At 34.3% G+C, this 23,643-nt stretch carries 17 protein-coding genes; 6 read left to right on the top strand and 11 right to left on the bottom strand.

The annotated features are described in order from the left end of the window. Positions 1-4: 4 nt before the first annotated feature. Positions 5-3,715, bottom strand: a complete 3,711-nt coding sequence (locus BMW63_RS01945) for a UvrD-helicase domain-containing protein (RefSeq protein ID WP_074721144.1) — start codon at positions 3,713-3,715, stop codon at positions 5-7. Positions 3,716-4,382: 667 nt separating this feature from the next. On the opposite strand from BMW63_RS01945, the gene rbfA reads away from it, so the two are divergent. After that, positions 4,383-4,775 (top strand): 30S ribosome-binding factor RbfA, encoded by a 393-nt coding sequence (gene rbfA, locus BMW63_RS01940; RefSeq protein WP_074720684.1) that lies wholly within the window; start codon positions 4,383-4,385, stop codon positions 4,773-4,775. A gap of 1 nt (position 4,776) precedes the next feature. Then, positions 4,777-5,976: an ABC transporter permease gene (locus BMW63_RS01935; RefSeq protein ID WP_074720681.1), complete on the top strand. Its 1,200-nt coding sequence runs from the start codon at positions 4,777-4,779 to the stop codon at positions 5,974-5,976. A 13-nt stretch (positions 5,977-5,989) separates the two neighbouring features. On the opposite strand, the gene BMW63_RS01930 is transcribed toward BMW63_RS01935, so the two are convergent. Then, positions 5,990-6,565, bottom strand: a complete 576-nt coding sequence (locus BMW63_RS01930; protein ID WP_074720679.1) for a hypothetical protein — start codon at positions 6,563-6,565, stop codon at positions 5,990-5,992. Positions 6,566-6,618: 53 nt separating this feature from the next. Continuing rightward, entirely contained in the window at positions 6,619-7,611 is a 993-nt protein-coding gene (gene dusB / locus BMW63_RS01925; RefSeq protein WP_074720677.1) for a tRNA dihydrouridine synthase DusB, read from the bottom strand. Between the two features lie 361 nt (positions 7,612-7,972). Here dusB and lepA point away from each other — a divergent pair, with 361 nt between their 5' ends. Beyond that, the gene (gene lepA / locus BMW63_RS01920; RefSeq protein ID WP_074721142.1) at positions 7,973-9,769 is read left to right on the top strand and encodes a translation elongation factor 4; all 1,797 of its coding nucleotides are present in this window, start codon (positions 7,973-7,975) and stop codon (positions 9,767-9,769) included. Between the two features lie 116 nt (positions 9,770-9,885). Here the strand turns inward: lepA and BMW63_RS01915 are convergent, their stop codons facing one another. Next, positions 9,886-10,818 (bottom strand): 1-phosphofructokinase family hexose kinase, encoded by a 933-nt coding sequence (locus BMW63_RS01915; protein ID WP_074720675.1) that lies wholly within the window; start codon positions 10,816-10,818, stop codon positions 9,886-9,888. A gap of 171 nt (positions 10,819-10,989) precedes the next feature. Here BMW63_RS01915 and thiL point away from each other — a divergent pair, with 171 nt between their 5' ends. Next, positions 10,990-12,036, top strand: a complete 1,047-nt coding sequence (gene thiL / locus BMW63_RS01910; protein ID WP_074720673.1) for a thiamine-phosphate kinase — start codon at positions 10,990-10,992, stop codon at positions 12,034-12,036. A gap of 58 nt (positions 12,037-12,094) precedes the next feature. Here the strand turns inward: thiL and BMW63_RS01905 are convergent, their stop codons facing one another. The 5 genes from BMW63_RS01905 to BMW63_RS01885 all read right to left on the bottom strand — a co-directional run bounded on the left by BMW63_RS01905 (position 12,095) and on the right by BMW63_RS01885 (position 18,093). Next, positions 12,095-12,787 (bottom strand): response regulator, encoded by a 693-nt coding sequence (locus BMW63_RS01905; protein ID WP_074720671.1) that lies wholly within the window; start codon positions 12,785-12,787, stop codon positions 12,095-12,097. Further along, entirely contained in the window at positions 12,777-14,837 is a 2,061-nt protein-coding gene (locus BMW63_RS01900) for a tetratricopeptide repeat-containing sensor histidine kinase (protein WP_083380329.1), read from the bottom strand. Before BMW63_RS01900 ends, BMW63_RS01905 begins: the two co-directional genes overlap by 11 nt. Positions 14,838-14,944: 107 nt before the next feature. Then, the gene (locus tag BMW63_RS01895; RefSeq protein ID WP_074720667.1) at positions 14,945-15,214 is read right to left on the bottom strand and encodes a 3-oxoacyl-ACP reductase; all 270 of its coding nucleotides are present in this window, start codon (positions 15,212-15,214) and stop codon (positions 14,945-14,947) included. Positions 15,215-15,395: 181 nt separating this feature from the next. Next, complete coding sequence (locus BMW63_RS01890; RefSeq protein WP_074720665.1) at positions 15,396-16,208, bottom strand: LytR/AlgR family response regulator transcription factor; 813 nt, start codon at positions 16,206-16,208, stop codon at positions 15,396-15,398. 343 nt (positions 16,209-16,551) lie between these two features. Further along, complete coding sequence (locus BMW63_RS01885) at positions 16,552-18,093, bottom strand: glycine--tRNA ligase (RefSeq protein ID WP_074720663.1); 1,542 nt, start codon at positions 18,091-18,093, stop codon at positions 16,552-16,554. A gap of 157 nt (positions 18,094-18,250) precedes the next feature. Here BMW63_RS01885 and BMW63_RS01880 point away from each other — a divergent pair, with 157 nt between their 5' ends. Both BMW63_RS01880 and BMW63_RS01875 read left to right on the top strand, forming a co-directional pair. Continuing rightward, positions 18,251-18,871 carry a ComF family protein gene (locus tag BMW63_RS01880; RefSeq protein ID WP_083380328.1) on the top strand — a complete coding sequence of 207 codons (621 nt, stop codon included), beginning with the start codon at positions 18,251-18,253 and terminating at the stop codon, positions 18,869-18,871. Positions 18,872-19,177: 306 nt separating this feature from the next. Next, the gene (locus BMW63_RS01875; RefSeq protein ID WP_074720659.1) at positions 19,178-19,786 is read left to right on the top strand and encodes a superoxide dismutase; all 609 of its coding nucleotides are present in this window, start codon (positions 19,178-19,180) and stop codon (positions 19,784-19,786) included. Positions 19,787-20,659: 873 nt separating this feature from the next. Here BMW63_RS01875 and BMW63_RS01870 read toward each other — a convergent pair. Together BMW63_RS01870 and BMW63_RS01865 are read right to left on the bottom strand one after the other, a co-directional pair. Next, a complete protein-coding gene (locus BMW63_RS01870; RefSeq protein WP_074720657.1) occupies positions 20,660-22,558 on the bottom strand; it encodes an amidophosphoribosyltransferase in 1,899 nt (632 codons plus the stop codon). Positions 22,559-22,659: 101 nt separating this feature from the next. Next, entirely contained in the window at positions 22,660-23,583 is a 924-nt protein-coding gene (locus BMW63_RS01865; protein WP_074720655.1) for a PfkB family carbohydrate kinase, read from the bottom strand. Between the last annotated feature and the right edge of the window lie 60 nt (positions 23,584-23,643).

Below are 23,643 nucleotides of genomic sequence, written 5' to 3'. Positions count from 1 at the left end.
TACGCTACAAATTTACTACATCGATTTCTTTTCCGATATAAATCAGTGCTTTTTTTACGACTTTATAACCCATTAATTCAATTGCCGATTGGTAATTTTCTAATTGCTTTTGATATTTTGCATCGTGAGCTCCCGTTTTATAATCCAATAAAAAAACCTCTTTGCCTTTGGTCACCACCATTCTATCTGGCTTTATCGTTTTTCCTTCCTTTTGAATTATGGTTTGCTCATTTAACACTTCATGCTCTTCAGAAAAAAAAGATTGTAACTCTTGATGATTTACAATATCTTGAATTGTCTTGTGTACCAATTCCTTTTGATTCAAAGTAATCAATCCGCTTTCAATAGATTTAGTAACCGCAAGTTCAACATCCTTTTTAGTTTTTACAAAAGATAATATTTCATGAACTACATTCCCGTATTCTATAGACTCTTGCTGATATGTCCCCCACATCAATGCCTCTCGCTGGGCTATTTTAATATTTTTTGGATTTAAAATTTCAGCGACAACACGAATTGCTTTTGAAGTATCAATATGCTTTGCCTTATTTGATAATTTTGTAGCACTTCCAAATTCGTAATCCAATTTGTTTTCGTCAAAAACTCCTTTGCTCATTAAATAATTAATAAAAAAAGTAGCCATATTATTTTTAGGAACTTCTCCTTTACTAGACAAATTCATATTTGAAATCACATACAGCTGCTCCTCTGCCCTAGTTAAAGCCACATACAAAACATTGACATTATCCAATAATTCTTCTTGTTTCTTTTGATCATAGATCGCTTTTGCTTCGACACCAAAACCTTCTACAGCACTACTATTATCTACCAACACCTTTGGCAGACCGAAATCCATTTCTTCACCGTCAAGCCATAACTTGTCTTTTGGCTTTCGACTGTAATCTTCTTCGGCGAAAGGCATGATTACCACAGGAAATTCCAATCCTTTGGATTTGTGTATCGTCATAATACGAACCGCATTATTTCCTTCAGGTGACGGGATACTGAATTTCTCCGCATTTTTATCCCAAAAATTAAGAAAGTCTGCTATTCCTGCCTGGTTTCTAACATCGCGTTCGAGAACAATGTCGAGGAAATATTGAACGTAGGCATTCCCCACCCCAGCCCTCCCCGAAGGGGAGGGAGACTGAGTGTTTACAAGGTCTTTTGATTTATTAGCCGAATTAAATAATTTGTCATTATTCAATTCTAAAGTTTGTTGCTGCTCTTCCAGTACGTTTCTAATAGTATCTAAAACTTTTGAAATTGAACTTACTACTTCTTCATTAAGGAAGCGGATTACTTTATATCCTAAACTATTTAAAACAGTTGTTCTTTCTTGATCTAATACTATTTGTTCCTCCGTGAAATGATATTCTCCATCAACCTCAACGATTAGTTTTTTTGACAAACAAACAAAATCAACTATATAATTATCTATCAAATGTTGCTGCCTGAATTTACTACCCAAAGACTGCTCTTTAAGTTCATCCCAAAGTATTTTCTCAGCAACCGTAGGTTCTTTTCTATGTGCAATTGCTTTTTCTATCAAAAGATGCGAATAATTCCCACCAGTCATAAATCCTTTTTTACCCGAAATAGTATTATGATTTATTACTACTTCATTAGTATTTCCACCCAGTATTTCCACACTGTCTCCCCCTCCTTCGGAGGGGGCCGGGGGGAGGATAAACTTCGCTACTATAACCTCAACCGCTTCGTACAATGATTTTTTTCGAATGTTTTGAAAGGATAGTGAAATATCATAACTCATTAGCCATTTCTCAAAATCAGCTTCTAGTTTTTGTTCCATTCCTTTGGCAATGAAATCATGAACAGACAACTGATCTTGAATGTTTTTGGCGATATAATGTAGAAAGTGAGCTTTTGCCTCTAAATCGGCATTGTTTTTCAGGTATTTTAAAAGATGAATAATCAACCTGACTTCGGTTGCGTTCTGAATCATCAACGTTTCTGAAGACAACAGCGGAATATTCTGTTCTGTCAAGTAATTAGCAATCGCAATTCCCTGACTTCTTTTACGAGTCAAAATCACAATGTCTTTGTATTCAAATCCTTCTTGAAGTACTTTTTGAATCGTATTCAAAGTGGCTAAGACAAACAGCTCTGTTTTATCCAAGCCTTCTTCGTCCTCTTCTATAGTTTCCACTTTTGGAATAAAAGAAATATTCACATAGCCACCGCTTTTATCATTGGTTTTCTGATGGCTGTGATTTTCATATAAATCTTTGTAATCAGGCTGTTCAAACTCTGATGACAACAACTTGAAAAATTCATTGTTAAACTCAATTACCTGCGAATAAGAACGGTAATTTTTATCTAAGTGCTCTAACTTCTTGTCTGGATTAGCGAAAGGATTGTTGTCTTTGCTTAGTTCTATAAACTGCTCCGCTTTTCCACCACGCCAGCGGTAAATGGATTGTTTGGGATCACCCACAATCATCAAAGTTCCTTTCTCCCCATAATCGTCCTGGCCAGCAAGCGCATTATCAATTAACGGAATTAAATTTTGCCATTGCATCTCTGAGGTATCCTGAAATTCGTCAATAAAAAAATGACGGTAGCGTTCCCCTAATCTCTCATAAATAAACGGCGCAGGTTGATTTTGAATCTCCCGATGTATAATTGCATTAAATTCGGAAATCGAAAGCACATTTTGCTCTTCTTGAATCTTGGCTAATTCATTGCTCACCGTATTCAGTAATGATAACGGCGTTATATTTCTAAGAAAGGCTTTGTAGAAATCTCTTTTTTCGAAATTCTTATAAATCGTTCCCAGAATCTGAATCAACTCTGGAATTATATTTTCAATTAATGCGCGATCTTTAGCCGTTTTATTGATGGCAATGTCATCAAACTCGTGAAAAGTTTTATTTTTAGGATTGTATTTTCCGTCTCGAATGCTAATTAAGTGATTTGGAAAGGTTCCTCTAGAGAATGATTTCAAGTCTATTCCGTTATTTTCTATTAACGTTAAAGCTGCTTGAGCAAATTCGGCATTGTCTTTTTCCAAGACTTTGCAAGACTCAATTAATTTCTTTTTTATCTCAACAAAATCGGCAATGGATTTATCCTGAAAATGAGTGATTTCAGATCGGTGGTTTTCATTGAGAACTAAGCGACCTGTGTCCAGAATCTCACGCGAAATATCCCAGGACTTATCATCATCCGTTTTCTCCATGGTGAAATCGATAAGCAACTTGGTTAAAGTTTCGTCTTCTCCTGCTTGTGCGATGATAGCATCAACCGCCTCGATTAATAAATTCTCGGTGTCCAAAGTTACCTCAAAAGTCATGGGCAACTTTAAATCATGGGCGAAGGCACGAATGACTTTGTGCGTAAATTTATCAATGGTCGAAATATCAAAAGCAGCGTAGTTATGAATAATATGCTTGATGATTTGCTGCGATTTGGTTTTAATTTGAATAATCGATAACGCTGTATCCTTTGCCAAATCTTGCATCAAATCCTCTGCTTTTTTCGAAGGTTCGTCTTTTGCAAATTCGGACAAACTTCCCACGATACGACTTTTCATTTCGTGTACCGCTTTATTGGTAAACGTAATGGCGAGAATGTTGCGATACGCATCATTTTTAGGAGCCACTAAAATGATCTTCAGATATTCTTTTACAAGCGCATACGTTTTACCGGAACCTGCGGATGCATCATATATGGCGAAGGATGGTCTCCCCACCCCGGCCCTCCCCGAAGGGGAGGGAGTCGAAACTGGATCTACTTTATGTTCCAAATTACTGTTATTTTATTATTATTTTTTAAAGGAACATCATTTTTATTTTCAATAAAAACGATATTCTGATTGTTTTTAAACTTTTTGAATTTCTAGTCTTACATTATCTTCCAACCTACTGCTTTTTTCATTACTATTTTGTGCAGGAACTTCATTTATATTTTCAATAAAAACGAGATTCTGATTGTTTTTAAACTTTTTGAATTTCTAGTCTTACATTATCTTCCAACCTACTGCTTTTTTTCATTACTATTTTGTGCAGGAACTTCATTTTTATTTTCAACAAAAACGATATTCTGATTGTTTTAGATTTTCTGGATTTCTAGTCTAACATTATCTTCCAACTTACTGCTTTTTTTCATTATTATTTGTGCACGAACATCATTTTTATTTTCAATAAAAACGATATTCTAATTGTTTTTAAACTTTCTGAATTCATCACTAATCCTACACCCTAGCCCTGATGGAAACGGCGTCCTTTCCTGTCTCGTCTTTTTAGACGAGACAGGAAAGATAGAGTGTACAGCAGGAAAAAGCTTCTAAAAAACAGTTTAAATAATAGGTTGCTTTTAAAAATTGTTTGTTTAATGTTTAAAAGTAGTATTTTTGCACTATGGAAACAAATAGACAGAAAAAAATAGGTGGGGTGATCCAAAAAGATTTGGTTGATATCCTACAAGGTGAAGTGAGAAAAAACGGAGTAAGTAATTTAATTATTTCGGTATCCAAGGTTGTTGTTACTTCAGATTTATCTGTGGCGACGGTTCATTTAAGTGTTTTTCCTCAGGATAAAGCAAAAGAAATTTTAGAGGCTGTTAAGTCGAATTCTAAAACAATAAAACATGATTTATCACAAAGAGTACGTTTGCAATTGAGAAAAGTGCCTAATTTGGTTTTCTTTATTGATGACTCTTTAGACTACATTGAAAAAATTGACAACGCTTTAGCAAGTAAAGATAATCCTATTGAAAATAGAGATCTTCTAGAGAAACGCAAGCTAATATAATTTGAATTTCCCCCTTTACATAGCCAAACGTTACATTCGAAGTAACAGTAAAAACAATGCCATAAATATCATCAATCGCATTGCGAGTATGGGAATCATTGTTGGCGCCATGGCTTTGTTTGTGGTATTATCTGTTTTTAGCGGGCTGAAAGTATTTAGTCTTTCGTTTACGAACGACATTGATCCCGATATAAAAATAAGCAGCACTCTGGGGAAATCATTTTTTATTTCGCCGGAACAAGAAGCTGAAATCAAGAAAATAGAAGGCGTGGTTTCCTATAGTAAAATTATAGAAGAACGCGTTTTGTTTGTTTTTGATGACAAGCAGGTCGTTACCTATTTGAAAGGGGTTGACACCAATTTCAGCAAAGTAAACGACATTAAGAAAACATTGTATAACGGACAGTGGATTGAGCCTGATACTTATCAGGTTGTTGTAGGTTATGGAATTGCTCAGAAATTCTCCATGGGTTTACTTGATTTTAATAAACAACTAGAAGTATTAGTTCCTAAACCCGGAAAAGGAGCCATTACAAATCCTGCACAAGCTTTTAATAAAACCGATGTTTTTCCTGTAGGCATTTATGCCATAAGTGAAGATCTTGATTCTAAATACGTTTTTGCGGATTTGGGTCTGGCCCAAGAATTATTGGAATACAAAACCAATCAGATTTCAGGAATTGAGATCAAAGAAAAAAAGGACGCTGATGAAGATGCAATTATCGAGAAACTGCAGACTATTTTCAATAATAAAATCACGGTAAAAAACAGAGCTCAGCTTAACGAAGCCTTGTATAAAATGTTGAATACAGAAAATATTGCTGTGTATTTAATTTTTACTTTGGTTATCGTGGTAGCGCTGTTTAATCTTATTGGCGCACTGATCATGATGATTCTGGACAAAAAAGGAAATCTAAAAACGCTTTTTAATCTGGGAACAGAAATCAAAGATTTACGTAAAATATTTTTACTACAAGGAACTTTACTGAGTCTTTTTGGTGGAATTATCGGGCTTCTTTTAGGAATTGCAATTGTATTATTACAACAGCATTTTCAGCTCGTGATGATTACACCAACACTAGCTTACCCAGTGGTTTTTACACTCGAAAATGTACTGATTGTTATGGGAACGATTGTGACCCTTGGTTTTATCGCTTCGCTGATTGCGAGTAGTCGAGTGAGTAAAAATTTGTTGGAATAGTTTGTTTATTTTTTTAGAAAATATACCCTACTTTGAATTGAAAATCAAAAAATATCTCATTTTCATCTACAGTATAAAAATATTCTTTTTTTAAAAAATTATGCCTGTATCCAATACCCGCAGAATACTCTGTAAAAAAATGTTTACCAATAGCTCTTCTTAAACCATATTCTGGAATTATAGAAAGAGTTGGAGCTGTTTCAAAGTCCTTAGTATTTACTAAAGCCGTTCCTGATGAAGCAAAAGATGTTAACAATGAAAAATAATTAGCACAATTATTTTTAGTATCTTTTCCCAAACGGCTTCGTCTGTCTAAATTATAATACCAACGTGGCTCAACATTTATAAAAGGAACTATCACATACGATTTTTCTTTTTGACCATCAGCACTTTCTTTTATAGAATATCCGCTAATTAGCCCTATTTCGCTTCTAAGTGTCATTGTTCGTTCCAATTTAACTTCATTCTGATAACTCAGACTCAGTAAGCCTAATTGAACACTATTCAAACTCTCCTCTACCGATACCTGATGTTGCGCTTTCGAAAAAAAACTTATGCTAACAAAACCCAGAATAACATACTTTCTCATTTTACAAATTTTTGCGAATGTAGTATTTATTCTACTAAATAAAAAAAATAGTTTTAAATTACCTCGTAAGCAGCATACGCTTGCTCTATAGTATTTAGAATAGCGAATAACTCGGCAGGATTATCCTGTGTAACTAACTGTTGTTTGAATGGCTTGAATGAATGGATTCCTTTAAAATAATTCGTATAGTGAGGTCTTGTTTCTACAATACCGAGTCTTTCACCTTTCCATTCCATTGCCCATGTAAGGTGATTGCGCACTGCTTCAACTCTATCTACAACTGTTGGTTTTGCTAAATGCTCCCCAGTATTGAAATAATGTTTGATTTCGTTAAAAATCCAAGGGTAACCAATTGCGGCACGACCAATCATGATTCCGTCAATACCGTATTCATTTTTATATTGTAATGCTTTTTCAGGGCTGTCAATATCTCCGTTACCAAAAATAGGCATCGTAATTCTTGGGTTATTTTTTACTCGGGCAATGTGCGACCAGTCAGAATGACCTTTGTACATTTGAGCTCTTGTACGCGCATGAATACTTAATGCCGCAACTCCAATATCTTGCAAACGCTCTGCAACCTCATCGATATTAATAGAATTATCATCCCAACCCAAACGGGTTTTTACCGTTACTGGTAAATGCGTACTATCGATAACAGCTTGAGTCAATCGAATCATTAAATCGACATCTTTTAATACTCCGGCACCAGCACCTTTGCAAACTACTTTTTTTACAGGACAACCAAAGTTAATATCAATAATATCTGGATTTACCGTAGAAACGATTTTAGAAGACAACGCCATAGCTTCTTCATCACCTCCAAAAATCTGAATACCAACAGGTCTTTCATAATCGAAGATATCTAATTTCATTCGGCTTTTTATAGCGTCACGAATTAGCCCTTCGGAGGAAATAAATTCTGAGTACATCATATCGGCACCGTGCATCTTACACAACCTGCGAAAAGGTGGGTCGCTCACATCCTCCATAGGAGCAAGAAGTAAAGGAAAATCCGGTAATTCTATGTTGCCAATCTTAATCATCTGCTTCAATTTTGTGCAAAATTACGCTTTTTTGATCAAAGCATGAAATAGCAACGATGAAAGACTTATTACTTAACTCATTAGTTTGCGATTTGGGACTTTGAAACTGTTGAATTTAAACTATCTTTGCAGATTAATGGTCGCGGTGTACGAATGCGTGAGATTTGAAATTAAAAGGACGACAGCCAGTGGCTGTCAGGTAAATTACCTCAAAGATGAGTTTGAATGCGGGACTTCAGCGAAAACCCTTGTATTTGTGAGATTGTCACGCAAGATTGTAATAAAAAGTCCGTTCGCCACGGTGAACAAGCCCAGAAATAACTTCAGGGTAAGCCAAAAATAAAATTGACAGATGGATAAGATGAAAAAAATAAGGAATTTCTGCATTATTGCACATATTGACCACGGTAAAAGCACGCTTGCTGACCGTTTACTTGGCGCTACGCAAACTGTTACTGCGCGTCAAGAAAAAGCACAATTGCTTGACAACATGGACTTGGAACGCGAACGTGGGATTACAATTAAGAGTCACGCGATTCAAATGGAATACACCTATAAAGGAGAAGAATATATCCTAAACCTTATTGACACTCCTGGTCACGTGGATTTCTCCTATGAAGTTTCTCGATCTATTGCCGCTTGTGAAGGGGCACTTTTGATTGTAGATGCGGCTCAAAGCATTCAAGCACAAACGATCTCTAACTTGTATTTGGCTTTAGAAAATGACTTGGAAATTATTCCGGTTTTAAATAAAGTGGATTTACCGAGTGCTAATCCTGAGGAAGTAAGTGATGATATTATTGATTTACTGGGATGTAAATTAGAAGATATTATTCATGCTTCAGGTAAAACTGGTTTTGGTGTCGAAAATATTTTGGCTGCAATAATCGAAAAAATACCTCCTCCATCAGGAAATATTGATGAACCATTACAGGCTTTGATTTTTGATTCTCACTATAACCCATTCCGTGGAATTGAAGTTATTTTCCGTGTGAAAAACGGGCAGATAAAAAAAGGGCAGAAGATTAAATTCATGGCTACCGGAAATGAATATTTTGCAGATGAAATTGGTACTTTGAAGTTAAACCAAGTTCCAAAGCAAATGATTTCAGCAGGTGATGTTGGATATCTAATTTCAGGAATTAAAGAAGCTAAAGAAGTAAAAGTAGGTGATACGTTGACCGATGCGAAAACACCAACAACAAATATAATTAAGGGTTTTGAAGATGTAAAACCAATGGTTTTTGCAGGAATCTACCCCGTGGATACGGAAGACTATGAGGAATTGAGAAACTCTATGGAAAAACTGCAATTGAACGATGCTTCACTTGTGTTTTTACCGGAAAGTTCAGCAGCATTAGGTTTTGGTTTCCGTTGTGGATTCCTTGGAATGCTGCACATGGAGATTATTCAAGAGCGCCTGGAAAGAGAGTTTAACATGACGGTTATCACAACTGTCCCTAACGTTTCCTACCACGCCTTCACCAAAAAGGATCCAAACACTATTTTGATTGTAAACAACCCTTCAGACTTACCTGAGCCGTCCCGTTTAGACCATGTTGAAGAGCCATTTATTAAAGCAACTATCATTACCAAGTCTGATTATGTTGGGAATGTAATGAGCTTGTGTATCGAAAAACGTGGATTGATTACTAATCAAACCTATTTGACTACAGAAAGAGTTGAATTGACTTTTGACATGCCTTTGGCTGAGATTGTATTTGACTTTTATGACCGTTTGAAAACCGTTTCTAAAGGTTATGCTTCGTTTGATTATACGCCCATTGGAATGAGAACTTCTAGTTTGGTAAAAGTAGATATTTTATTGAATGCTACTATTGTGGATGCTTTGTCATCATTAATGCATACAGATAACGCCTACTCGATAGGTAAAAAGATGTGTGAGAAGTTGAAGGAATTGATTCCAAGACAACAATTTGATATTCCGGTTCAAGCTGCTATTGGTGTGAAAGTAATCTCTCGTGAAACGATAAAAGCGTTACGTAAAGATGTTACTGCCAAATGTTATGGTGGAGATATTTCTCGTAAACGTAAACTATTAGAAAAACAGAAAAAAGGTAAAAAACGTATGAGATTGGTTGGGAATGTTGAAATTCCTCAAGAAGCTTTTATGGCTGTATTGAAATTGAATGATTAAATCCCTCTAGCTCCGCCGCGGCGGAGAATTACAATATTGAGAAACCTGATGATGTAAAAATTGTCAGGTTTTTTTATACTCCTCAACTTTGTTCCCCCTTCGGGGGTTAGGGACTCTTATTTATCCTTTAACCACTCAAACAACCTTTTAGCATCTTCAAATTTAAATAACTGAGTGCCTTCATTCATTGTAGCAGCACTACCGCAGGCAACTCCCCAACGAATTACTTCTTTCAGCGGTTTGTTTTGAGCTAGCGCCCAAGTCATTCCACCCACCATGCTGTCTCCGGCACCTACGGTACTTTTTTTAGCAACATTTGGAGCAGGAACGTAATCATAAGAATCTTTGGTAACTAATACAGCACCTTGAGGCCCCAGAGAAACAACCACAATTTGAGCTCCACCGCTTGCAATGATTTGTTTTGCAGCTGCATTCACCTCCTCCATTTCTAGTTTTTCTACCCCTATTAGCTTGGCTAACTCCCCTACATTAGGTTTAATTAAATAAACTCCTGTTTCTAGTACTTTTTTTAACGCTTCCCCTGAGGTATCTACTATTAGTTTCGAATTTGATTTCTTTGCAATTTTAGCAATTTTTTGATAAAAATCAGTAGACAAACCTTCATTTAAACTACCGCTTGCCACGATAAACCTAGAGTGGATAGTAGAGATCGTTTCTAACAACTTGCTTTCTTCATTTGTTGAGATTTCCCCTCCAGTAAAACCAAATCGGTATTGCGAGTTCGTATTATCATCAACAGCTACAAAGCTTTCTCTGGTCCATGTTTCTACTTCAATCGCATGATAAGCAATAGATTCTTTTTTTACTAAATCTTCAAGAATTTTTCCGGTAGCTCCTCCCGATGTAAAAACAGCTAATGATTCCCCTCCTAATCTAGCGATTGCCTTAGAAACATTTATTCCCCCTCCACCAGCGTCATAACGAGGAGTTGCGCATCTAATCTTTTGCTCTGCAACTAATCCTTTAAAGTGAGTACTTTTATCTAATGCCGGATTTACCGTTATGGTAACAATATCAAATACTTTCATTTTGTTCAATTTTACTACTCTAAAGATGCGAAAAAATATTCAAATCTCATATGTTGGGATCCTACTACTTCTTTTCAGCTGATTAATCCCGAATTAATTAGACAAAACCTTTGTACCTTTGCAAACTCTGGACTGCTTTAGAATCTCGTACAGAAAAACAAACTTAAAAATATGATTGAAGATAAAACCCCACAACGTACTAGTATTGCTCAATTAGGAGAATTCGCATTGATTGATCACCTAACAAAAAACTTTGAAATCATCCAACCTTCGACTTTAAAGGGAATTGGTGATGACGCTGCAGTGCTAGACTTTAAGGACAAGAAAGTCATTATTTCTACAGATATACTGGTAGAAGGCGTTCATTTTGATTTGGCCTATATGCCTTTGAAACATCTAGGTTATAAAGCGGTAACTACCAATATTTCTGATATTTGTGCGATGAATGCAAAGGCTACGCAAATTACAGTTTCAATTGCCGTTTCAAATCGTTTCCCATTGGAAGCACTAGACGAATTATTTGCTGGAATTACACATGCTTGTAATGAATATAAAGTAGATGTTATTGGTGGAGACACTACTTCATCACAAAAAGGATTAATCATCAGCATAACAGTTATTGGCGAAGCAGATGAAGCCGAGGTTGTCTATAGAAATGGCGCCAAACAAACTGACTTATTAGTGGTTACTGGCGACATTGGTGCAGCTTATATGGGACTACAAGTTTTAGAGCGTGAAAAGCAAGTTTTTCAAGTAAACCCAAATTCGCAACCTGATTTAGATGCTTATACTTATTTAATAGAGCGTCAACTGAAGCCAGAAGCTAGAAAAGACGTTCGTACCTTATTGCATGCTTTGGAAATAAAACCAACAGCAATGATTGACATTTCAGATGGATTGTCATCGGAAATTATGCATTTATGCAAGCAGTCCAATGTAGGTTGTAATTTATACGAAGATAAATTACCACTGGACCCACAGTTGATTAATGTTTGTGAAGAATTCGACATCGATTCTACCACAGTAGCGATAAACGGTGGTGAAGATTATGAATTGCTTTTCACCATTGCGATGGAAGATTTTGATAAAATTAAAGGAAACCCTAACTTCTCTATCATTGGTCACATGACGCAGGAAAGCGAAGGAATACATCTAATCACGAGGGCGAATACTAAAATCCCTCTAAAAGCACGTGGCTGGGATGCTATGACTGAATAAAAAACAAAAACGGCATTTATAAATTTATAAATGCCGTTTTTTACTACTTGTCAGACCGTTAAAATAACAATCCTATGTTTCTTGCTTCGCGAACCAAATCGACATCACTTCCTTCAACTACTTTCAACAATTCTTTCAGATTCAACTTTCGTACTTCGATTGCATTTAAAGATATTGGAATATATTGCGGCATGTCTTTGGCTTTTGTTCCTTTAGACAAATGAAATAAAATTTGTTTGTCAAACAAATCAATTTCGATACTATGCTCTTGTGACTCTAACATTTTAATAACGCTTTGACTGTAATACGTTTCGTTTTTTATCACTTTATCGAAGGCAAATAACAGCTCATCAAATGTTAAGTCATTTTTTATAACTAATCCATGAGGATTAATATTCTTTATGATCGTTTTTATCTTTAAAAACTCAGTAAACATGGTAAGCAAGATAATTTTGCAATTTGGCATGAATTCTAAAATCAATTTTGCCAAATCTTCACCTGAATAAATAGCTTTATCCTCATAAGGTGGCATGCTAATGTCTAAAAAAGCAATATCAAAAACTACACTGTCAGGATTTGTAATTACATTGTAAGCTGATTCGCAGTCTTTGGCTTCAGTTATAAAAAACTCATATTTGTTAGGTTTATATCTTGTAATTGCATTCTTATAACCCTGTATGATAAAAGGGTGATCATCGACAATAAGTATATTACTTTTTACAGTCGTTGTAGCAGCTGATTCAATTGTCATTTTTTGTAGGTTTTAAACTTTGTTCTATTGGAATGATAATGGTAATGATTGTACCTTCATCTTTTTTTGAAGTAATATGAAATTCACCGTTGCACTCATTTATTCGAGTAAGCATATTTTGAATCCCAATTCCCTTCTTTTTTATTTTTGTATTGAATCCGACGCCATTATCACTAATCACAAGAGATAAATTGTCATCCTTCTTCTTCAATTCTATCCTAATAGTATTCGCATTGGCATATTTATTAATATTCTGAAGCGATTCCTGCATGATACGGTATAAATTAATCTTGACAGAATTCTCTATCAATTCCCATTTTATAGTCCTATCAATATTTGAAATTAATTTAGAAGGAAACGTTTTCCTTTGTTCTTCAAAGAGATTGTCGACGATGGCAACGAAGTTATTAATTAATTCTGATTTTTCCTTGTTTAAATCATGTGAAATTTCACGAATATCTTGTTCTATATTCTTTAATTCATTTAAATAACTACTCCGTTGATTGATAGCCATTTCGTCCTGAAATCCATTTAAGCCGTCTAAATTCATACGAATACCAAACATCCTCCCTAAAACACCGTCATGTAATTCTTGAGCTACTCTTTTTTTCTCTTCAACTCTACTGGATTCTATGCTGTTTTGCTGAGATATCATTAAATTATAAATATCCTCATTCGCTTTTTGTTGCTGCTGCTTGTATAAAAGAACTCTGTTTCGAGTTTTTTGGTCTTTGATAATATACAGAAATAGACCTAAGATCGTTACAAAACTAAAAATATACACTAAATTCCTATTTTGAAGTTCTAAACTCGAGTTTTGTCCTTTAATTTCATCCGTTTCATATTCAATGCGAGAGAACTTCTCTCCCATTTTACGCTCTTCTTTTTGTAACTCTTCATTAATACGGATATATTCCTTAGAATAGAAAGATGCTTTTTCAGGTTCTATTATAGATAATTGCTTAAGGGCTACTAAAATATCTCGTGAAATATTAGTACGCCTAGCAAGTAAAAGTGCTTCTTTAGAATACTCTACTGCTTTAACTGTATCACTTTTAGAAACAAAATATTCAGACAAATGAATTTTATTGATAAATATTCCCGAAGTCAATTTCAAACTATCCCTAACTTTTAACGATTGATAAAATAATTTAGGTAACACTTCCGATTCATTCAATTTAAATTTAGAATAAGCCAAGTTATCCAATAGCATGGCATATAATCCAGGTTTTTGAATCAATTTTTTTTGCTCTAATCCTTTTTGAAAATATTTCTTTGCCAACGAATATTTTTGTTTATTGAGATACAGAAACCCAATATTGTTATACGTCATGGCTTTAGACTGAAATTCTTCAGGGATTGATTGATCGCCACTAATTAGCAATGCTTTATTATGATATGAAATTGCATTTTCATATTCACCTAGCTCACCATAAATGATTCCTAAAAGATTGTAAGCATCATATAAAATATTATTTACTTGTTTTTCTCCTTTAATTATTCTTAAAACACTGAAAACAGATTTTTCAGATCCTAAAAAATCTCCTGCTTTATATTGTAATGTTGCTTTATGGATTAGGGATTTACCGATGTTAAAATTATCCCCAAGTTTTACAAAAATCTTTTCAGCTTTATAATAAAATAGAAATGCACTGTCTAAAACTCCTTGAGAATCATAATAATCCCCTAAATAGTTATATGCTTTTGTTATATGTAATGTATCTTTTACGTTTTCTGACTTCTCTAAAACTAAATGAACCGTTTTATTAAAATCCTTCAAATTATTAATGTTATAGTATCGATTGGCAACTTTAAATAAATTTACACGGTTTAATGAGTCATTTTCGTGATTTGCAACTATTTCAAAAGCTTTGTGGTTATTTTCTTGTCTATTTTGCAAAGGCTGACTTAAATCATTTGCTAATGAAAAATAAATAGAGAGACTGTCTTCTGATGAAGTAATAGGGATACTTTTTGCTTTTTTTTGGGAGCAACCAAAAATAACAAACGATAAAAGCAATATTAGGAATATGAAGTATTTACTTTTCAATAGTTACATTTGAATTTTATCAAAAATACTAAAATAAAACTATTGACATAAAAAAAGGCTATCAAATAATTGATAGCCTTAATATTATTTATAAAATTAAATTATAATCAGTCTAATTTCATGTTACCAGACGATGTAGCTGTTCCGCCTATTATATCCAATTTCATATTACCAGATGAAGTAGCTGTTCCTCCAATAATGTCTAGTTTCATATTTCCGGATGATGTAGCCGTCCCTCCAATAATATCTAATTTCATATTTCCAGATGACGTAGCTGTCCCTCCAATAATATTTGTATTATTTGTCTCAGGTGTAGTAAAAGATGTTAAAATCATTACTAAAGAGAATAGTCCGATTGTTAAGATTGATTTTTTCATGATTTGGGGATTTTTTTGTTATTTTTTGTTTTAAAACTCCTGTAATAAATTGATTTGTAAGTTATTACAATGTAAAAGTACACAAGGGCTTTCTATTTTTATTACAAAAAAAAGAGTATATTGTAGAGTACCGTTGTTTGATAGTGAGTGACAACCAAATCGTGGTGAATGGCAGTTTTTTTTAAATTTCTAAATAGTTTCCGCTAGAAATTTCAGAGATTATAAGGTCAATATTGACCCTATACGATTTCGAAAAAGGAATTTTCGTTGTCTTGTTTTTAATATAACAAACTGCATTTCCCGTGTGGATTCTAGAAATGTACCGCGAGTTAACAATATAGCTATTATGAATTCGTGCAAATGGGTAAGACAATATGGCTTCAAAATGTTTTAATGTCTTAAAAGCAGTAATCATTTCGCCTCCAGTCAAGTGGATATCTGTAGAATTATTATCCGCTTGCAAGTAACAAATATCTCTAGAGTCAATATATCTGTGATCACCATACGATTTAATGCACAATACCAGAGGTAATTTATTAACGAGAGCTTCATGCTGCGCTGTAAACATAGCTTTATCATCAAGAGTAGCTGGCTCTGCAAAAAAAAGCGCTCGATCAGCTTTCAATTTATTTAACTTTAATATTGACTTTATAAAATCGATACGAGCCACAGGCTTTAAGATATAACCTATAACATCATATTGGATTGCTTCGTAAGCTAAATCCTTCTTGGAAGTGGTAATAATAATTTTAGGGATTACTTTCAGATACCGGTGCAATTCATCGATAAACATCAACGACAACTTACTTTCTTTATCATAAGGATCAATTTCGAGAAAAATCAATTGGGGAATATGTTCTAATATAAGATTTAGGCCTTCTTCATAACTATTTGCCGAAGCTACGAAGTCAAGCTTCGAAAAACGATCAGCCATGGCTTTTGTTTTCAAAACACTTTCTTGATCATCGTCAATAATAATGTACGAATAGTTCATTTATAGCAGTTCCTAAATTGTTAGGCTTATTAATTAGATGCTTACAGCAGCTACTACGTCAAAAAAAATAAAATCTATGGTAGTTTGGGAAAACTAAGTAAATAAAAATTAATTAATTAGTTCCTGTTATTTAACAAAATAAAAATACATGTTTCAGTACGCATTAGCGCATGATGCTAATAAGCTGTTCGTAACGCTTACAAAACACGACGAAATGCAAATAAATCCGATAAAAAACGTGTTTTCGTGACTCGTAATAAACCTCTTTATTAATGAAATATACATTTAAAAACAAAAGGCTTTCCGAATCGGAAAGCCTTTTTATACACTATAAAGCAGTTTGTTACATTTTCATCAACCAATTTTTCATCGACACTTCATTTTCGATAATCGAATTCAAGTCCGAAATTTTAACTCGATCTTGTTTCATCGTATCGCGATGACGAATCGTTACGGTTTGATCTTCTATCGTTTGATGGTCCACTGTAATACAAAATGGAGTTCCTAAAGCATCTTGTCTTCTATATCGACGACCTACCGCATCTTTCTCATCGTATCCTACATTGAAATCCCATTTTAAGTCTTCAACAATTTTATGCGCTATTTCAGGTAAACCATCTTTTTTAACCAATGGTAAAACTACTGCTTTCGTAGGCGCAAGTACTGACGGTAATTTCAAGACTGTTCGTGTTGAACCATCTTCTAAAGTTTCTTCTTTTAAAGAAGTTGCAAAAACAGCCAAGAACATTCTGTCTAAGCCTACCGATGTTTCCACTACATAAGGAACATAATTCTGATTCAATTCAGCATCAAAATATTGTAATTTTCTACCTGAGAATTTCTCGTGTGCTTTTAAATCGAAATCCGTACGAGAGTGAATTCCTTCCAATTCTTTGAATCCAAAAGGAAAATTAAACTCTATATCAGCCGCTGCATTAGCATAATGAGCTAGTTTTTCGTGGTCATGGAAACGGTAATTTTCTTTCCCTAAACCTAGAGACAAATGCCATTTCAATCGCGCTTCTTTCCAGAATTCATAATGTTTCATTTCATCTCCTGGACGAACAAAAAATTGCATTTCCATTTGTTCAAATTCACGCATACGGAAGATAAACTGTCTCGCTACAATTTCATTTCTAAATGCTTTCCCTGTTTGAGCAATTCCAAAAGGAACTTTCATTCTTCCTGATTTTTGCACATTTAGAAAATTGACAAAAATACCTTGAGCAGTTTCAGGACGCAAATACAAATCCATTGCAGTATCTGCTGATGCACCTAATTTTGTTCCAAACATTAGATTAAACTGTCTTACCTCTGTCCAATTACGAGAACCGGTTTCAGGACAAGCTATTTCTAACTCTTCAATTAATGCTTTTACATCCTCTAAATCTTCATTTCCTAATGAACGCCCTAAACGCTCCAGGATTTCTCTTTCTCTAGCTTTATATTCCATCACCCTAGGATTTGTAGTTACAAATTCCTGTTCATTGAAAGCATCACCAAAACGAGTTTTTGCTTTTTCGACTTCTTTGATTGCTTTAATATTAAGCTTTTCAGCATAATCTTCAATCAGAACATCGGCTCTATATCTTCTTTTAGAATCTTTATTGTCAATTAACGGATCATTAAAGGCATCTACGTGGCCAGAAGCTTTCCAAGTTGTCGGATGCATTAATATTGAGGCATCAAGACCTACAATATTCTCATTCAACTGAACCATTGCTTTCCACCAATATTCGCGGATGTTCTTTTTTAACTCTACTCCGTTTTGCGCATAATCATAAACTGCACTTAAACCATCGTATATTTCGCTTGACGGAAAAATAAATCCGTACTCTTTTGCATGCGAAATTACATTCTTAAATATGTCTTCTTGTTTTGCCATACTGCAAAAATATAAAAAGTGAACTTAAAAAAAGAAAAATAGCTGAAGTTTGAAGCATTCATTTTCATATTTTTATAAATAAATTAGCAATTAAATGTTTAAATATCTTCTAAATCTATTCTTTCCCCCCGTATGCAGTGGATGTAACTCGTTTTTAATGACAAATGAAAAAGTAATATGTACGCTTTGTAGACATCATATTCCTTTAACAAACCATCATTTAACTCCTGAAAATGAAGCTTTCAAAAAATTTTATGGCCGAATTCCATTAGAATATGCCTCTGCCTTTCTTTATTTCCATAAGAAAGGAATCGTACAAGAACTGATTCATAAATTAAAATACAAAGGCCATGAAGAAATAGGAACAGTTTTAGGATACTGGTATGTCGGCGATTTAAAAGAAAGCAGCATCCTAAAAACAGCAGATGTCATCATCCCAGTTCCTTTGCATAAGCGGAAATTTAAAGAAAGAGGTTATAATCAGGTAACCACTTTTGGATTGGCACTTTCAGAGCAACTCAATATACCTTACAATCATGACTTATTGTTTCGAACAGTTTATTCTAAAACACAATCGAAAAAAAATCTGTTGGGTCGAACCGAAGGAATTGATACTGTTTTTGATGTTTCATTCAATGAAAAAGATCACGACAAACACTATCTCCTTATTGACGATGTTATCACCACTGGAGCTACATTAGAGGCGTGTTCCAGATCATTATTGAAAATTCCAGGTGCAAGAATTAGTATTGTATGTATGGCGATGGCACAATCCTAATGTTCTGAATTTAATCGAATGCTTGAATCCGTTACGACAAATTATCATTCACAGATTAATTAAACTAAAAATTAATCTGTTTCCAAACGAAGAAATATACGAGTTATCATTGGACCGAAACAACCTTTCTATACCATTCTCATTTTAACATGGCAGGCATTTCAATCTGCTTAAAGACTGATAATCATCGAAAAAAATGACACTATCAATTAAATAAATGTTATAATAGGTAAATAGAATTTCCAATTACAAAGTTAAATGTTTAAATTTGAATAAAATTTTTATAAATCATTAAACAAATATATCATGGCTTTTGAATTACCTCAATTACCTTATGCGTATGACGCATTAGAACCTTATATCGATGCACGTACAATGGAAATTCATCATTCGAAGCATCATAACGCTTATACTACCAATCTTAATACAGCAATCGCAGGTACAGATATGGAAGGTAAGACTATCGAAAACATCTTGATTAACCTCGATATGAAAAATGCTGCCGTTCGTAACAATGGTGGAGGATTTTACAACCACGATCTTTATTGGAATGTAATGACTCCAAATGGAGGCGGACTTCCAAATGGAGATTTACTTACTGCGATTGAAGCGGCTTTTGGTTCTTTTGAAGAATTTAAAGCAAAATTCAGCAAAGCGGGAGCGACTCAGTTTGGTTCAGGTTGGGCTTGGCTATGTGTTCATAAAGGTGGTAAACTAGATGTTTGTGGAACACCTAATCAAGACAATCCACTAATGCCTGGAGTAGGATGTGGTGGAACTCCAATCTTAGGAATGGACGTGTGGGAACATGCTTATTATTTGCATTACCAAAATAGAAGACCTGATTATATTGAAGCTTTCTTTAATGTAATTAACTGGACAGAAGTATCTCGAAGATTTGCATCTGAAAAATAATAAAAAGGTTAGAAGTTAGGATCTACGAATCGCGTAACTGGCTTTAATTAACTTTAGAAATAAAAAAGTCGTATGAACTATATAGTTGATACGACTTTTTTTATGGCTTTTTTACCGCTGCTCTCTAACTTACTATCTCTTGACTTTATTCCAATAAAAAAGGTGGAATCTCTTCCACCCTTTTTGCCCCAAATCTACCATAAACTTAACCTACTAATTTTATGGTGATATAAATTTAAGTCAAAAAAATACTGTCTGCAACTTTTTAAGATGAACAACATATTAAAACGATAAACTACTGATTAATAAGTTTTTAACTTCAATTTTAAAACGAACAACATCCTAAATAGTTAATATTTTGGAATGCCTAAACCAAAACATATAAATCCTGTTATGTCTATTTTTAAATAAAAAAGGTGGAATTGCTTCCACCTTTTTTGCCCCAAATCTACCACAAACTTAACCTACTAATTTTATGGTGATATAAATTTAAGTCAAAAAAACACTGTCCGCAACTTTTTAAGATGAACAACGCATAAAAACGACAAACCGCTGAACACTAAGTTTTTATCTTCAATTATAAAAAGAACAGCGTCCTAAATAGTTAACATTTTGAAATGTCTAAGCCAAAACATATAAATCCTGTTATACTAAATAAAAAAGCAGTTACTTTCCATTTCTGAAATTAACTGCTTTTTTATCTCAATTCTTCTCCAATAAAAAAGGTGGAATTACTTCCACCTTTTTTGCCCCAAATCTACCATAAACTTAACCTACTAATTTTATGGTGAGCCAAATCTAACCCAAATGAAATATTCTGGCAAAAATTTTAGATGAATAACTGATAAAAACGTTTAACTACACTTAATGAAATTAATACGCTCTAGCATCTTTTCCTTCATAGAAATTCATAAAAGCTTTATTCACTACTCGGTTACCACCTGGAGTAGGGTAATCGCCTGTAAAGTACCAATCTCCAAGGTTTTTTGGACAAGCAATATGTAAATCTTCAACTGTTTGAAATATAATTTTCACTTCAGCCTTGATCTCCGCAGAACTTAACATTTCTGCAATTTTATCTGAAACTTCTTGCGGCTGGAATGGTTCATAAATAGCCGTAACGTAATTTACTACGTCATGGTCTTTAAAATTTTCCTGCGCTTTACATTTTAAATAGACTTCATCTACAATATGATGTAAGTTTCTCTCTTTAAGTAATTCTAAAGCTGCTTTAAAAGCTACTAAACCTTCTAGTTTAGCCATATCGATACCGTAACAATCCGGATATCTTATTTGTGGTGCAGAGGAAACGACAACAATACTTTTTGGATTCAAACGATCCATCATTTTGATGATACTCATTTTTAACGTTGTTCCTCTTACGATACTATCATCAATAATTACTAAATTATCTGTTGGTTTAATAACGCCATAGGTCACATCATAAACATGGGCAACTAGATCATCTCTACTACTGTCTTCAGTAATAAACGTTCGTAATTTAGCGTCTTTAATCGCTACTTTCTCAGTACGAATCTTTACTGAAAGCAGCTCTTCTAAAGAATCCTTAGTTAATTTATCTCTATTTTCAAGAATGTAATTTTTCTTTCTTTGATTTAAAAAATCCTGAGCGGCTTCTACTAAACCATAAAATGACGTTTCCGCCGTATTTGGTATGTAGGAAAAGACAGTATTATCAGTATCTTGATCAATTGCTTCAAGAACTGCAGGTAATATCAACCTTCCTAAAGTTTTTCTTTCTTGATATATTTCGGCATCGCTTCCTCTTGAGAAATAGATTCTTTCAAAAGAACAGGCTTTCTTCACTGTTGGAGGAAGAATTTCTTCCATAGAAACAGTCCCATTTTTTTTGATTATTAATGCTTTTCCAGGATCTATTTCATGTACTGCTTCAAAAGGGACATTAAAAACAGTTTGAATAACTGGTCTTTCTGAAGCGACAACAACTACTTCATCATCCTGATAAAAATACGCTGGACGAATTCCTGCCGGATCTCTAAAAACAAAAGCATCACCATGACCCAAAAGTCCCGCCATAGCATATCCTCCATCTAAATTTTTAGAGGCCCTAGTCAATATTTTAGCAACATCTAATTTTTCTGCAATAACTGGAGACGCCTCTCTTTTTGACAAGCCATTGTTTTTGCACTCTTGATACAAATCAGTAACTTCATCATCCAAAAAATGACCTATTTTCTCCATTACAGTAACCGTATCTGCCATCTCTTTTGGATGTTGACCTAATTCAACCAGACTTTGAAAAAGCTCCTTTACATTAGTCATATTGAAATTCCCGGCTAATATCAGGTTTCTATGCATCCAATTGTTCTGACGCAAGAAAGGATGAACACTCTCGATACTATTTTTCCCAAATGTTCCATAACGAACGTGCCCTAAAAATAATTCGCCTATGTATGGAATATTTGCTTTTTGAAGCGCCACATTATCAGCATATTCAGGATGCGCAGCCATTTCTTCGTTTACTCTATCGTTTATTTGAGCAAAAACATCTTGAATGGGTTGAGCATGATTGGATCGCACTCGGCTAATATATCTTTCTCCTGGTTCCACATCAAGTTTAACACTGGCAAAACCAGCACCATCTTGTCCACGGTTGTGTTGCTTTTCCATTAGGAGATACATTTTCTGTATTCCGTAGAAAGCAGTCCCGTATTTCTCTTTATAAAATTCAAGCGGTTTAAGTAGTCTAACTAAGGCTATCCCACATTCATGTTGTAAAGCATCGCTCATCGTATTGTAGTTTGTTGTGTTGTTGTTTCCTAAAATAAATTCTTACAAATAGCATCTGGGACTATTAATCAAAAAAGCCCCGTTTCCGAGGCTTTATGGCATTATAATTCTATATCAAATTGTGTTAAAGATTTGAATTGTTTCAATCTTGACACTACTTCATTCTTTTCCAAGTCAATCATTCTTTCTGTTCCAAATTTCTCTACACAAAAAGAAGCTAAATTTGAGCCATAAATAATGGCGTTTTTCATGTTTTCGAATGACACGTTTTCACTCTGTGTAATAAATCCTGCAAATCCACCTGCAAAAGTATCTCCCGCTCCTGTTGGATCAAAAACTTCTTCTAATGGTAAAGCTGGTGCAAAGAAAACCTGAAGATCATGAAACAATAACGCACCATGTTCTCCTTTTTTAATTACAACATATTTAGGCCCCATAGACTGAATTTTGGCTGCAGCCTTAACAAGAGAGTATTCTCCCGAAAGTTGTCTTGCCTCCTCATCATTAATCGTAATTACGTCAACACGTTTCATCACCTCAAGCAATTCCGGTAATGCACAATCCATCCAAAAATTCATAGTATCTAAAACTACTAATTTTGGCTTGGTTTCCATTTGGTCTAAAACACTGCTTTGTACTAATGGATGCAAGTTTCCTAGCATTACAACATCAGCATTTTTATAGTTTTCAGGAACTTTAGGTTGAAAATCAGCTAAAACATTTAATTGCGTATCTAAAGTGTCTCTTGAATTTAAATCGTTATGGTAACGACCGCTCCAAAAGAAGGTTTTTCCGCCTTTAACTACTTCAAGACCAGAAATATCAATATTCCTCTCCAATAGTAAATCCAAATATTCTTGTGGAAAATCATCTCCAACTACAGAAACTATAGCCGATTGCAAATTAAAAAAAGAAGCCGAAAGTCCTATATAAGTACCTGCTCCACCTAAAATCTTATCTGTCTTGCCAAAAGGAGTTTCAATTGCGTCGAAAGCAACGGTTCCAACAATCAATAATTTGTTCATTTTTTGAGTTTCGAATTAAGGCGCAAAGATAGTTCATAAGTTACAATATTGCAAAGTTTC

Origin of the sequence: Flavobacterium frigoris, assembly GCF_900111075.1 — a bacterium.
Lineage (GTDB): Bacteria > Bacteroidota > Bacteroidia > Flavobacteriales > Flavobacteriaceae > Flavobacterium > Flavobacterium frigoris.
The sequence above is the reverse complement of the archived record's forward strand: the minus strand, read 5'-3'. Positions and strand labels throughout refer to the sequence as shown.